Below are 13,651 nucleotides of genomic sequence, written 5' to 3'. Positions count from 1 at the left end.
GTTATCGTTCATCGCGAGCAAGCTTTGCTCCCACAGGCGCCACTCCCACAGGTTTTACAGTTTTTCCAGGGCCAGGTTCAGCGCCAGTACATTCACCACTGGCGGGCCCACCAAGGGTTGCTCGGTGTTGTCATCAAGCAGTTGCTGCAAGGTCGAGGCCGGCAGGTTGCGCGCTGCGGCGACACGCGCCAGTTGATAGGCAATCGCCGCCGGAGGCAAGTGCGGATCCAGCCCGCTGGCGGAGGTGGTCAGCAATGCCAGCGGCACCGGGCCCTGGCCGGGCACCAGGAGTTGGTGAGCGTCATCGATCACTCGGGTGGCCAGGGCCGGATTGCTCGGGGAAAAGTTGCTGGCGCCGCTGGCGACCGTGGCAAAGGCACCGGCCGATGGCCGTGGATGAAACCACGCATCGCCAGTGAAATCCTGGGCGATCAGCGTCGAACCACGGACCTTGCCGGCGGCATCGACGATCAAACTGCCATTGGCCTGGACGGGAAAGGCGACTTGCGCCACGCCGGTGACCACCAGCGGGTAAGCGACACCGGTGATCAGGGTCATCAGGAATAACAGGCTCAAGGCCGGGCGAATCAGAGTGGACATCTCAAAACCCTCGAATAAGAAAACAGCTGATTTCCAGGCATACCTATTTGTGGCGAGGGAGCTTGCTCCCGCTGGGCTGCGCAGCAGCCCTGAAAATCAGCGAATGCGGTGTGCAGGGCAGATAGCATTCAGCTTTTTGGGGCTGCTTCGCAGCCCAGCGGGAGCAAGCTCCCTCGCCACAACGGCCTCACCTGCCACAACGACTCAAACCAGATGCAACGCCGTCAGCAACATATCGATCGCCTTGATCCCCACGAACGGCACCACGATCCCGCCCAGGCCATAGATCAACAGATTGCGTCGCAACAGCGCCGCCGCACTTGCCGCGTGCACTCGCACGCCGCGCAAGGCCAGGGGGATCAGTACGACGATGATCAATGCGTTGAAGACGATGGCCGACAGGATCGCGCTCTGCGGGCTGCTCAGGTGCATCACGTTCAACACGCCGAGCTGTGGATAAATCGAGGCGAACAGTGCTGGCAGGATCGCGAAGTACTTGGCGATGTCATTGGCGATGGAAAAGGTGGTCAGCGCCCCACGGGTCACCAGCAGTTCCTTGCCGATCTGCACCACGTCCAGCAGTTTGGTCGGGTCGCTGTCGAGGTCGACCATGTTGGCCGCCTCCCGCGCGGCCTGGGTGCCGTCGTTCATCGCCATGCCGACATCGGCCTGAGCCAGAGCCGGGGCGTCGTTGGCACCGTCGCCGCACATGGCCACCAGCCGACCGTCATTTTGCTCATGACGGATACGCGCCAGTTTTTTCTCCGGCGTGGCCTCTGCCAGCACGTCATCGACACCGGCCTCGGCGGCAATCGCCGCGGCGGTCAACGGGTTGTCGCCGGTGACCATCACCGTGCGAATCCCCAGCTTGCGCAGCTCGGCAAAGCGCTCGCGGATGCCGGGCTTGACCACGTCCTTGAGGTGGATAGCGCCGAGCAGCTTGCCGTCCACGCACACCAGCAACGGCGTGCCGCCACTCTGGGCGATCTTGTCGACCTCCCGCGCCAGTGCCGACGGCAATTCATTGCGTGCAGAGCCGATGAAATCCAGCAACGAGTCCACGGCGCCCTTACGGTAGATACGGCCCTGATAGTCGACCCCGGACAAACGGGTTTCAGCACTGAACGGCACGGCCGTCAGCGCTTCGACGCCGGGCTCAGACTGTGGATGCAAACCTCGCAGGTACTCGACGATGGACTTGCCCTCGGCGGTGTCGTCAGCCAACGAGGCGAACAGCGCGCCTTCGGCCAGTTCCTTGGCACTCACACCGGGGGCGGCATAGACCGCTGTACAGCGACGATTGCCAAAGGTGATGGTGCCGGTCTTGTCCAGCATCAGCACATGCACATCCCCCGCCGCCTCGACCGCACGGCCGGATTTGGCGATCACGTTCAGGCGCACCAACCGGTCCATCCCGGCGATGCCGATGGCCGACAGCAGCCCGCCGATGGTGGTGGGAATCAAGGTGACCAGCAGTGCCACCAGAAACACCAGCGGCAGGCTGGCGTTGGCGAAATGGGCGAACGGTTGCAGCGTCACCACCACCAACAGGAAGATCAGCGTCAGGCCGATCAACAGGATATCCAGCGCCACCTCGTTCGGCGTTTTCTGGCGCTTGGCGCCTTCGACCAAGGCAATCATGCGGTCCAGGGTGGACTCGCCGGGATTGCTGGTGATGCGTATCAGCAACCAGTCGGAGACCAGCCGCGTATTGCCGGTGACGGCCGAGCGATCGCCGCCGGACTCGCGGATGACCGGCGCCGATTCGCCGGTGATCGCCGCCTCATTGACCGCAGCAATGCCTTCAACCACTTCACCGTCGCCCGGGATCATGTCGCCGGCCTCGACGCGTACAACATCGCCTTTGCGCAAACGGGTGGCGGGGATGATTTCAAAACCGCTCGCGGTCTGGCGACGTGCGTTGAGGCCTTCGCTGCCGGCCTTGAGGCTATCGGCCCGGGCTTTGCCGCGGCCTTCGGCCAAGGCTTCGGCGAAGTTGGCGAACAGCACGGTGAACCACAGCCACAACGCAATTTGCGCGGCGACAAACGTCGGCACGGCGCTGTCGGGGATGAAGCACAACACGGTGGTGAGGATCGCGGTCAGTTCCACCACCAGCATCACCGGTGCGCGGTGCAACTGGCGTGGATCGAGCTTGACGAAGGCTTGCACCAGCGCCGGCCGCCAGAGGGCCGACAGGTGGGTCTTCGGTTGTTCCGGTGCCTTGGCGGCGACGGTTTTGCTCATCGGCATATTCATCTTCATATCCCTCAGAAGCCCAGGCTCAAGTGTTCGGCAATCGGCCCCAGGGCCAGGGTCGGCAGGAAGGTCAAGCCGCCCACCAACAGGATGGTCACGGTCAACAGGGTCACGAACAGCGGGCCGTGGGTGGGAAAACTGTTCTGGCCAATCGGCGCGGTCTTCTTCAAGGCCAAACTACCGGCCAATGCCAGCACCGGCAGGATGTAGCCGAACCGGCCGATCAACATGCCCAGGCCCAGCATCAGGTTGTGGAACGGTGTGTTGGCGCCGAACCCGGCGAATGCCGAACCGTTGTTCGCCCCCGCCGAGGTGTAGGCGTACAACAACTGGCTGAAACCGTGGGCACCCGGATTGCTCACCGCTGCGGCCGGCCCGGGCAGGCTTGCGGCGACGGCCCCCAGCACCAGCACACTCACGGGCATCACCAGCAGGGTTGCCACCAACAGTTGCACTTCCCGGGCGCCCAGCTTCTTGCCCAGGTATTCCGGGGTGCGACCGATCATCAAGCCGGCCAGGAACACCGCGATCAACACGTTCAACAGCATTCCGTAAAGCCCGGCCCCAACGCCGCCGAAGATCACCTCGCCGACCATCATGTTCACCAGCGACACCATGCCGCTGAGTGGGTTGAGACTGTCGTGCATACCGTTGACCGAGCCGTTGGAGGCCGCCGTGGTAGTCACCGACCACAGCACCGTGGCGGTGGTGCCGAAGCGCGCCTCCTTGCCTTCCAGCGGTGCCGCTTGCTCGACGGCCGGGTTGTTCAGGGCCGGGTTGGGTTGGTATTCGGCCCACAGTGACGTGGCGCCGCCAATCAGGAACAGGGCAAGCATGCAGGCGATGATCGCCCGGCTCTGGCGCAGGTCCTTGACGTAATGACCGAAGGTGAACACCAGCGCGGCGGGAATCAGGATGATCGAAGCGACTTCGAACAGGTTGCTCCAGGCCGTCGGGTTTTCGAACGGATGCGCCGAGTTGACGCCGAAGAAACCACCGCCGTTGGTGCCCAGTTGCTTGATCGCGATCTGACTGGCGGCCGGGCCCAACGGGATGACCTGGTCGACGCCTTGCATCGTGACGCCGTGCACATAGTGCGCAAAGGTCTGCGGCACGCCCTGCCAGACCAGGAACAATGCCAGCAGCAGGCACAGCGGCAACAGCCCGTAGAGGGTGGCGCGGGTCATATCGACCCAGAAGTTACCCAGCGTTGCGGCGGACTTGCGCCCGATTCCGCGACACAGCGCCACGAGCACGGCCAGGCCGGTGGCGGCGCTGACAAAGTTCTGCACGGTCAGGCCGACCATCTGGCTCAGGTAACTCAGGGACGCTTCACCGCTGTAGGACTGCCAGTTGGTGTTGGTCGTGAAACTCACGGCCGTGTTGAAGGCCTGGGTCCACTCCATGCCGGGCAGTTGCTCGGTATTGAGGGGCAAATATCCCTGCAGCAGCAGAATGGCGAACAGCAAGACAAAACCCGCCAGGTTGAACGCGAGCAAGGCCAGGGTGTATTTCTGCCAGCTCTGCTCAACGGTGGCGTCGACACCGGCCAGGCGATAGCAACCGCGCTCCACCGGGCCGAGGATCGGCGAAAGCCAAGTGCGCTGGCCTTCCATCACCCGGTAGTAAAAACGCCCCAGATACGGTGCCGGAATCAGCACCAGGGCGAAAAAGCCGAGGATCAGCCCGTAGTCATAACCGTGCATAGCCGCTCCTAGTTCCGATCGGCGCGCAACAGCGCAACCAGCAGATAAATGAACAGCGCCACTGCCAGCAGCAGCGACACCCCATCCAGAACATTCATGGGATTACTCCGTGGTACGGCGTCGTGCCGTGTGTGGAGTGATTGTCGGCAGGGAGGCTGTAAAGGAACGAGATCGAGGGTGGGGCTGGGGGATAAAGAATCCGTAAAAAGTGTTGGCTGGGCTCGCGATGAGGCCAGCCCAGGCGCCGACGCTCTGAACTGGGGCACAAAACCAAGCCATCCGGCAGCGAACATCCCCGATACGACACGATTTCACCCATTACGACCGCCCTCGCCACACTGGCACGCCCACTGCACTGCGCTCCTCAGCGCTTTTGCTAAGGATCGAGGGGAGCCATCGATGAACACACAACTCAAACCCACCCTGGGCACCCTGCATTTATGGGGTATTGCCGTCGGCCTGGTGATTTCCGGCGAGTATTTCGGCTGGAGCTACGGCTGGGGCGTGGCCGGGACGCTGGGCTTTCTGGTGACGTCATTCATGGTCGCGGCCATGTACACCTGCTTCATTTTCAGCTTCACCGAACTGACCACCGCCATTCCCCATGCCGGCGGGCCGTTTGCCTACAGCCGTCGTGCCTTCGGCGAAAAAGGCGGGTTGATCGCCGGGCTGGCGACGCTGATCGAATTCGTCTTCGCCCCGCCGGCCATTGCCCTTGCCATTGGCGCCTACCTGAACGTGCAATTCCCGGCGCTGGATCCGAAACACGCAGCGGTCGGCGCCTATATCGTGTTCATGGGCCTGAACATCCTCGGGGTCAAGCTGGCCGCGACGTTCGAGTTGATTGTCTGCGTATTGGCGGTAGCCGAACTGCTGGTATTCATGGGCGTCGTGGCCCCGGCGTTCAGTTTCAGCAGCTTCGCCCTGAACGGCTGGGCCGGCTCCGATGTGTTTGGCGCACCGGCCATCGCCGGCATGTTCGCCGCGATTCCCTTCGCCATCTGGTTCTTCCTGGCCATCGAAGGCGCGGCCATGGCCGCCGAAGAAGCCAAGGATCCGAAACGCACGATTCCCAAGGCCTATATCAGCGGCATCCTGACCTTGGTATTCCTGGCAATGGGCGTGATGTTCTTTGCCGGCGGCGTCGGTGATTGGCGCACCCTGTCGAACATCAACGATCCCCTGCCCCAAGCCATGAAAACCGTGGTCGGTGAAAGCTCCGGCTGGCTGCACATGCTCGTGTGGATCGGCCTGTTCGGCCTGGTGGCGAGTTTCCACGGCATCATCCTTGGCTACTCGCGGCAGTTCTTCGCCCTCGCCCGCGCCGGCTACCTGCCCGCCTCCCTGGCCAAACTGTCGCGCTTCCAGACGCCGCACCGGGCCATCATCGCCGGTGGACTGATCGGCATTGCCGCAATCTACAGCGACGGCCTGATCAACCTCGGCGGAATGACCCTGACCGCGGCGATGATCACCATGGCCGTGTTCGGCGCCATCGTCATGTACATCATGAGCATGCTCAGCCTGTTCAAGTTGCGCAAAACCGAACCCAACCTGGAACGTACTTTCCGCGCACCGGGCTATCCGATCGTGCCGGGCATCGCCCTGGCACTGGCTGTGGTGTGCCTGGTGGCGATGGCCTGGTTCAACACGCTGATCGGGCTGATCTTCCTAGGCTTCATGGCGGTGGGTTTCGTCTACTTCATCCTCACCGCACAACTGCGTGCAGACGCTCCCGCCGATGCGATGCTGACCGGGCTTTGAGGTGAATCCGACCGAACGGGCGTAGTATTGAACCACTGCGAACAACCTTCGCTCATAAGTGGTAGGTGCGATGGATCGGCGAAATGTTCGTCCGTCCATCGCCCCCCTCAAGGAGAACCCTATGCCCTGGTATGCCTGGTTGATTCTGATTGTTGCAATCGGCTCAATCGTAGGTGGTCTGATGATGCTGCGCGACACCGCCCACAAGGTCGAGTTGACCGATGAGCAACGCAAGCGCGTTGCCGAACGCAATGCGGAAATGGATGCGAAGGAAGCCAAGGATCGTTGATTACCTCACTACTCAGCGCTTTTGTGGCGAGGGGATTTATCCCCGCTGGGCTGCGCAGCAGCCCCAAAACCTACAACCCAGTGTGCCTGATGAACTGGTTGGGTTTTTGAAAGGGGGCCGCTGCGCGCCCCAGCGGGGATAAATCCCCTCGCCACAAAAAAGCCAGCACCTACTGCATCACTTCTCCCAATCTGCCTTGGCGATATGCAAGCCATGCAACCCCTTGTACGCCGCCCGCTCAGGCTGACTCCAGCCCTCCAGCAATGAATCCTCCAACCGATAGATCTCAACCCCAAGCGGGCGGCAGACGCTAAGGGGATCCTGCGCATCCGGCCCCCACATCGCCAGCGACAGGTCACCACCCGGGCAGGTGGACAGGGCGCACAACAGATCAATCTCGGCGAAAAACTCCAGGTAATCGCCCTTCTGCGCCGGACAGGCCTTCATGAAGTACATGTCGTCATGATTAAGCCCCGTGCACTGGAAAATATTCAGCACGTCATGCACATCGAACTCCGTAAGGCCGTGGGGCAACACCGCCCGGGTCAGGTTCGAGTGACAGTGATGATGGAAGTCCTCCCCCGTCAGCATCCTGTTCACATACGGATCACAACGCGTCCCCAGTAGATCGTGCAACCGTCCACCATGCTCGTCGATGCCATAGCCGGCCAGACTGTCATCGGTGATGGTCACCAAGGGCCGCAGGAATGGCAGGTTCGACCACAACCGATCATGGGTGCTGACGTGGGCGCCTTGAAGCTGGCGTGTGCGCGCTGCCCACAAGCGTTCCCGTGGATCATTGGCATTCCAGACGTTGAAGTCTCCTACCTGCGGGCCCACCGGGGTCGTGACGCGGAACACATGACCGGCAGGTACGTGCCAAGCGCGGCCGGTGCGGATGGGTATCTCGAACTGTTCGATCAAGGTGCGCTTGTCCTGCTGGGTACGGATGCGGTCGTAGAAGGGTTTGTCCACTTGCAGGGCTGAGCCTTTGCTGACCTGGTAGGCGGCTGGGTAGTCTTTGTACATGGCGCGGGTCCTTGATCAGTGGTGATGGGTGGGAGTTAGCAATTGCAGAAGCAGTTGCTCAGAATCGTCGAGGTAAAGGCTCATGGCTTCGTGGGCCGCAAGCTTGTCGCCCTCGGCCAGGCAATCATGGATGCACAGTCACGGGCCAGCCACGGTGCCTGGAAACGCGCCTCGTCGGGCGCGGAGCTAAACACCAGGTGCAGTTGTGCCATGGATCACTCACAGATAGTCACTATTTATGCCAAACGGTGGAGGTTTCCAGAATGCCTCGAAAATTTGCGCCCGCCAGACAGCAAAAAGGCCAGTCAATTCGACCGGCCTCCTTCAATCACAAACTCAATTCACTTCCAGCTTGTCACGGTTCCTGTCGAGAATCGCCTTGCCGATCCCCTTGACCTCCAGCAACTCCTCCACTGAAGAGAACGGTCCATTATTCTCCCGATACGCAACAATCGCCTCGGCCTTGCCCTTCCCTATCCCTGACAACTCGCGCTGCAGCGTGGCAGCATCCGCCCCGTTTAAGTCCACCTTGGCGCTCTGCGTTTTGGCTGGCTGCTCCATTGTTTGCGGCGTAGCGACCGACTCGAGTTTGACCACTGGGGCAGCGATAGCAGCAATCGAGGCGCTGGTGAGAAAGGCAAAAACCAGAGAGTAGAAATAGCCTGTACGCATAAGTGACGCTCCATGACATCGTTAAGAAAGAAGCAGCTTTTCCGAAGCTGCCCCTCAAACTTAGGCGATAAGGTGTCGCTGTCAAAAATGTGTAGGTTACAGCGTATGTAACAATCAGGGTTCGAGACGGCGTTGCTGATAGATCCAGTCGACAATCTCGCCGTCCGGAGCATAACCATTGACAGTGTCCCGAAGCAGCTGGCGGACCCTTGTGTAATCATCGTGTTCAATGGCGGCCAGCAACTCAGCCAACTTGGCCTTGAGCGTGTCCCAAGACAGATGGTCCTCGTTGGCACTCATGATCATCGGGTGCTGGGTGGCGACGACGTTATCGCCAATCAGCAATTCCTCGTAAAGCTTCTCGCCTGGGCGCAGGCCTGTAAACTCAATTGAGATGTCACCCTGGGGGTTTTTTTCCGAACGGATGCTCAAACCAGACAAATGAATCATTTTTTCCGCCAGCTCGACAATCCTCACCGGCTCCCCCATATCCAGCACGAACACATCCCCGCCCAACCCCATGGATCCCGCCTGAATCACCAACTGAGCGGCTTCGGGAATGGTCATGAAATAGCGCGTGATCTTCGGATGGGTGACGGTCAGTGGCCCACCGGATTTAATCTGTTTATGGAACAACGGAATAACCGACCCGGACGAGCCCAGCACGTTGCCGAATCGAACCATCGTAAAACGGGTTTTATTGACGCGAGATACATTGGCCTTATCGCCAAATAGCACGGGGGCCAGTTCGCGGCTAAGAGCCTGCAACGTCATTTCCGCAAGCCGCTTGGTGCTGCCCATTACATTGGTCGGGCGCACGGCCTTGTCTGTGGAGATCAAGACAAAGTTCGACACACCCGCCTGCAACGCAGCCTGCGCCGTGCTCAACGTCCCTATCACATTGTTCAGGACACCTTCGGCGATATTGTGCTCAACCATCGGGACATGCTTATAAGCAGCGGCATGATAGACCGTATCGACATTCCAGGTTTTCATGACGTCCAGTAACTTGTTCTGATCCCGTACAGACCCCAGGATAGGCAACAACCGAACAGATAACGACTCCCGAACTATGCGTGGTTCAAGTTCGGACAGAATGCTATAGAGATTGAATTCGCTATGTTCAAACAACAGCAATGTGGTTGGCTTAAGTGCCAGAATCTGCCGGCAAAGCTCTGAGCCGATTGATCCACCGGCACCGGTTACCAATACCGACATTCCTGCAATGCAATGCTCAAGCAAATCTGCTTGCGCAGGCACCGGATCACGCCCAAGCAGGTCGGCGATGTCCACCTCCTGAATGTCATCGACCTTGACCCGACCACTAGCCAGGTCCATGAAACCCGGAACGCTTCGCACATGCAGCGGAAACCGTTCAAGCAGCGTCAGTATCTCTCGACGACGGCCACGTGACGAGGATGGCACCGCCAACAAAATCTCCTGCGCACCAGTCGCATCGATCATTTTTTGAATGTGTTTGGGATGGTAGACCTGCAATCCGGCAATGACCCGATCAGCGATGCTGGTGTCGTCGTCGATGAACGCAACCGGCCGCATCACCCGCCCCATACGTAATGCGGCCACGAGTTGATTACCCGCAGCCCCGGCGCCATAAATAGCGACTTTAGGCAGACCATCGTCACGGTTGGTAAATGGTACATGCTGAGCGGCGGTGAACCAATCACCTAGGAAATATTGCCGCATCATCAGGCGCAGACCACCAATCATGATCAGGCTCAGCCACCAGTAATTGAAAATTATAGAGCGTGGGACCACATTTGTGTGGTTGCTGTACCAATATACGATAAGCGCCAATAGCAAGGCAGAAAGGCTGACAGCCTTGCAAATCGTGATCAGCGCATCGTTACCAAAATAACGCATGACGGCGCGGTACATGCCAAAGCGGATGAAAATGGGAATGGCAACCAATGGAGCGGAAGCGAAAAGCCAAAGATGCGTAGCAATCGGACTGGCCAAAGCCTCGACGCCCAGTCGAACAACAAATGCCAGCCATAAGGCAACCCAGACCAAGATGACATCGGTGGCCACCTGGATTGCGCGCTTATGCCGTCTTGGCAATCCCAGCAAAGCGGTTTTCATTTTACCCATAACTCCTTCACGCACCTTAGCCAAACTCCTAAAACTCATCCATTCCCGAAGCACGTTGTTACATCATCGACCATTGGACAGCGACAAATGGAAAAACGCGACCCCCCCTCTAAAATCGGGCCCTCTCAAGCTCGCCAGCATGAAACCTGACGGCTAGCAGAACCAATGGAACGTAAGCCACTATCAAAGCCAGCGCGCCATCCATGTTCCACAGTAACAGATCCATAAACCGCACCTAGGTTACGCATGGGAAAACGGTTTACCGTTGCATTTCCGGCGAGCAATTCCACGGCAATAATGTTTCATAGTCAGCTACCGACTGCGCATGCGGCAGTCGCTCCAGAACGTGGCGCAGCCACGTATAAGGCTCCTGGCCGTTGACCTTGGCCGTTTCGACCAAACTATAGATCTGGGCACTGGCCGTCGCGCCTTCGTGCGTGTCGCTGAACCGCCAAGCCTTACGAACGATCACAAACGGCTTTATTGCGCGTTCTGCCGGTTGTTGTCGATCGGTAAAAAGTCAGCCTCCACGTAACGCTCCAGCCGGCTCCAGTTACTGGCCAGATAATTAACCGCCTTGCCCAGCGCACTCTGTGCCGTAACTTGAGAGTGCGTTTTCTCCAGCCAGCTTCTCAACTGGACCAGGATCGGCAGGCTCTTTTCCTGACGGCCAATAAATCGCTGAGCTTCGCTGACGTCCTTGAGTTCACGCTCAATGCCGTACAATTTGTTAATCATCGTCTGCGCGATATCCGCACGCCCAGTCTTGCCCTTGGACAGCACTTTTTGCGCGTCGATAAACTTGCGTCGCGCATGAGCCATGCAAGCCAACCGCTCCACACCGGGCTGCAACGCCAAGGCGTTATAGCCCGCGTAATCGTCGGTCATCACGTGACCGCGGTAACTTTCCAGCAGGCGCAAGGGGACTTCCTGCGCACAACTGGTAGTGTAGTAAAATAGCACGAGTTTTCGATCGGGCGGCCTGCTGGCCGGCCCCCACATCCAGGACTGGCTGGTCGGGTCTCGATCCGGTTCTTTGAGTACCTGGACGCGGGTTTCATCGCAGTGGATGAACGGGCTTTCCAGCAGCCACTCACGCATCAGGTTCAGTAGCGGTGGCAGGTGCCAGCGGCGTGAACTTTATGGATGTGTTTGATCACCCGGATCGGCATCGGCACGATATCCAACTGTTCGCTGGTTTCTTCGCCTACGGCATGTTTGCGGCAACCGCAGGCACACGTCCGTTCGTGTTCAGGTAGTTCGTGGATGACTTCGATACGCGGCAGTTCAACCGACAACGGTTTGCGTTTGCCTCGGTGCTTAGTCGGAGCAACGACTTCCTCTTCCACATCCTCGACGGCCAGCAGCGGGTCACTTTCAGGCTCGTTGAACAGCGCCAGTTGCGGGGTATTGGGCTCGACCGTTTGCTCGGATTTTCGCCCGAACAAGCGATCGCGCAAAAAGCTTGATCTGTTCTTTCAAATCAACGACGTGGCCTTCATGGGCTTCCAGCACTTGAGCTGTTTTTGCTTGACCGGTCAGTGCTTAAGCAACAACTGCTTGAGCAGAACAGGTTCATCAGGAAGGTCATTGTGCAGGGAAATCATCGCCCGGATTATACCGGTTCAGACGACGAAACGAGGCCTCAAAACCTGATGAGGACGATTGTGCCAAAGATCAAAACCATCGAGCAGCCAGTTCAGTTCTTGCACCGTCAACTCGATCGCCTCGTCGGTGGCGTCGGGTGAAGTTTTAAAGCGTTCAAACTCAAGGCGTTTGAACCAAAGGCAGAAGCCGGCGCGCACCAAGTACAACACCTTGACGCAATTGCGGTGTCGATTCAGAAAAACAAAGAGCACTGGGTTAAACACCGCGACTTTGATATCCAGTTCAACCAGCGCCGCCAAGCCATCGATGGACTTTCGAAAGTCCACCGGTTTTGGGTAGAATGTCGAAGTTTATTAATAGAGCAACTACAGAGCCGCCTAACCGTGAGATGCCTGTTTTAAAACATCGCTCAAAACATCACATGTCTTAGCTATTTCATCATCTGTTAAAGTCGGATGCACAAGGAACATGAGGCTTGTTTCTCCTAACTCCTTAGCTGCTGGCAAAGATTTGGACGGACGCAAATTTGTCCCATCGAATGCTTTCTCTAAATAAACCTCGGAGCATGATCCTGAAAAAACAGGAACACCTTGAGCGGAGATCGCTTGTAAAATTCGATCACGATCCCAACCAGTTGCAAGCTGATCGGGCCTCAAGAATACGTAACATTTGTATGCTGCATGAATACTCTCGGAGGAAATCATTGGAACCCGCAAGCTATCTATTTTCTGAGCGCATTCCCAAATTCGGTTGGCATTATTCAAGCGTTTATCATGCCATTCAGCCATACGTCGTAACTGTATACGTCCAATGACCCCCTGAACCTCAAGCATCCTCCAGTTGGTACCGAAGCTGTCATGCAGCCAACGAAAACCAGGTGCATGTTTACGCTCATAAACTGCCTCCCAGCTCTTTCCATGATCTTTATAAGACCACATTCTTGACCATAGGGCGTGATCATTCGTCGTCACCATGCCACCTTCTCCACCAGTGGTCATAATTTTATCCTGACAGAACGACCAAGCTCCGATATGCCCAATTGACCCAACCGGGCGTCCTTTGTAATGAGCACCATGCGCCTGGGCGCAATCTTCGATAACCTTCAAGCCGTGCTTAGCCGCAAGATCCATAATCGGATTCATATCGCAGGGCCATCCAGCCAAATGCACACAAATCAGAGCCCGTGTCCGAGGGGTAAGCACCGCTTCAATAGAATCGGCGGTAATGTTTTGCGAGTTGAGGTCAACATCAGCAAACACGGGGGTCGCGCCAGCGTTGACAACACAAGAAACAGAGGCGAGAAAAGTACGGGAAGTTACAATAACCTCATCGCCAGCGCCGATATCTAAAGCTAACAATGCCAAATCCAACGCGACGGTGCCATTGGTAACAGCAACTGCATAACGGGCATCAGCCCAAGTCGCAAATTCTTTTTCAAATTCTCGACACTCAGAACCGGTCCAATAATTTACCTTATTAGAAAGAATGACATCACGAACAGCATCGGCTTCTTCTTCGGTGAAGGATGGCCAGGGAGCAAAAGGAGAGTTAAGCATTCCAAATCCACTCTATCAGTACTTTAAAAAAAACGCCAACTTCACTTCACGACCAAATG

General features: G+C 57.9%; 11 protein-coding genes and 2 pseudogenes. 2 read left to right on the top strand and 11 right to left on the bottom strand.

Translation table 11 applies throughout. The annotated features are described in order from the left end of the window. Positions 1-54: 54 nt before the first annotated feature. The 4 genes from kdpC to kdpF form a co-directional block, all read right to left on the bottom strand. Positions 55-600: a potassium-transporting ATPase subunit KdpC gene (kdpC, locus tag HU749_RS09535; protein WP_186649729.1), complete on the bottom strand. Its 546-nt coding sequence runs from the start codon at positions 598-600 to the stop codon at positions 55-57. 204 nt (positions 601-804) lie between these two features. Next, the gene (kdpB, locus tag HU749_RS09530) at positions 805-2,859 is read right to left on the bottom strand and encodes a potassium-transporting ATPase subunit KdpB (RefSeq protein ID WP_186649728.1); all 2,055 of its coding nucleotides are present in this window, start codon (positions 2,857-2,859) and stop codon (positions 805-807) included. Between the two features lie 11 nt (positions 2,860-2,870). Then, positions 2,871-4,565 carry a potassium-transporting ATPase subunit KdpA gene (gene kdpA / locus HU749_RS09525; protein WP_095973944.1) on the bottom strand — a complete coding sequence of 565 codons (1,695 nt, stop codon included), beginning with the start codon at positions 4,563-4,565 and terminating at the stop codon, positions 2,871-2,873. Between the two features lie 8 nt (positions 4,566-4,573). After that, positions 4,574-4,663, bottom strand: a complete 90-nt coding sequence (gene kdpF, locus HU749_RS09520) for a K(+)-transporting ATPase subunit F (protein ID WP_033033323.1) — start codon at positions 4,661-4,663, stop codon at positions 4,574-4,576. Between the two features lie 301 nt (positions 4,664-4,964). On the opposite strand from kdpF, the gene eat reads away from it, so the two are divergent. Both eat and HU749_RS09510 read left to right on the top strand, forming a co-directional pair. Further along, positions 4,965-6,329 (top strand): ethanolamine permease, encoded by a 1,365-nt coding sequence (gene eat, locus HU749_RS09515; RefSeq protein WP_095963609.1) that lies wholly within the window; start codon positions 4,965-4,967, stop codon positions 6,327-6,329. Positions 6,330-6,450: 121 nt separating this feature from the next. After that, positions 6,451-6,618 (top strand): DUF2897 family protein, encoded by a 168-nt coding sequence (locus HU749_RS09510; RefSeq protein WP_014337248.1) that lies wholly within the window; start codon positions 6,451-6,453, stop codon positions 6,616-6,618. Between the two features lie 177 nt (positions 6,619-6,795). On the opposite strand, the gene HU749_RS09505 is transcribed toward HU749_RS09510, so the two are convergent. From HU749_RS09505 to HU749_RS09480, 7 genes and pseudogenes are all read right to left on the bottom strand, one after another. Continuing rightward, entirely contained in the window at positions 6,796-7,647 is an 852-nt protein-coding gene (locus HU749_RS09505; RefSeq protein WP_079304278.1) for an urea carboxylase-associated family protein, read from the bottom strand. A 15-nt stretch (positions 7,648-7,662) separates the two neighbouring features. After that, positions 7,663-7,859 (bottom strand): annotated as a pseudogene (locus tag HU749_RS29195) (GntR family transcriptional regulator); the annotation flags it as partial. A 124-nt stretch (positions 7,860-7,983) separates the two neighbouring features. Further along, positions 7,984-8,319, bottom strand: coding sequence for a ComEA family DNA-binding protein (locus tag HU749_RS09500; RefSeq protein WP_079304276.1), 336 nt, complete (start codon positions 8,317-8,319; stop codon positions 7,984-7,986). A 114-nt stretch (positions 8,320-8,433) separates the two neighbouring features. Further along, a complete protein-coding gene (locus HU749_RS09495; protein ID WP_095962639.1) occupies positions 8,434-10,428 on the bottom strand; it encodes a polysaccharide biosynthesis protein in 1,995 nt (664 codons plus the stop codon). Between the two features lie 259 nt (positions 10,429-10,687). Continuing rightward, positions 10,688-12,035, bottom strand: a pseudogene (gene tnpC / locus HU749_RS09490) (IS66 family transposase). Positions 12,036-12,053: 18 nt separating this feature from the next. Beyond that, positions 12,054-12,335, bottom strand: coding sequence for an IS66 family insertion sequence element accessory protein TnpB (tnpB, locus tag HU749_RS09485; protein ID WP_235868046.1), 282 nt, complete (start codon positions 12,333-12,335; stop codon positions 12,054-12,056). 78 nt (positions 12,336-12,413) lie between these two features. Continuing rightward, positions 12,414-13,592: a DegT/DnrJ/EryC1/StrS family aminotransferase gene (locus HU749_RS09480; protein WP_079305356.1), complete on the bottom strand. Its 1,179-nt coding sequence runs from the start codon at positions 13,590-13,592 to the stop codon at positions 12,414-12,416. Positions 13,593-13,651: the final 59 nt, after the last annotated feature.

The organism is Pseudomonas ogarae (genome assembly GCF_014268695.2).
Lineage (GTDB): Bacteria > Pseudomonadota > Gammaproteobacteria > Pseudomonadales > Pseudomonadaceae > Aquipseudomonas > Aquipseudomonas kilonensis.
This window is presented reverse-complemented; position numbering and strand designations above follow the sequence as displayed.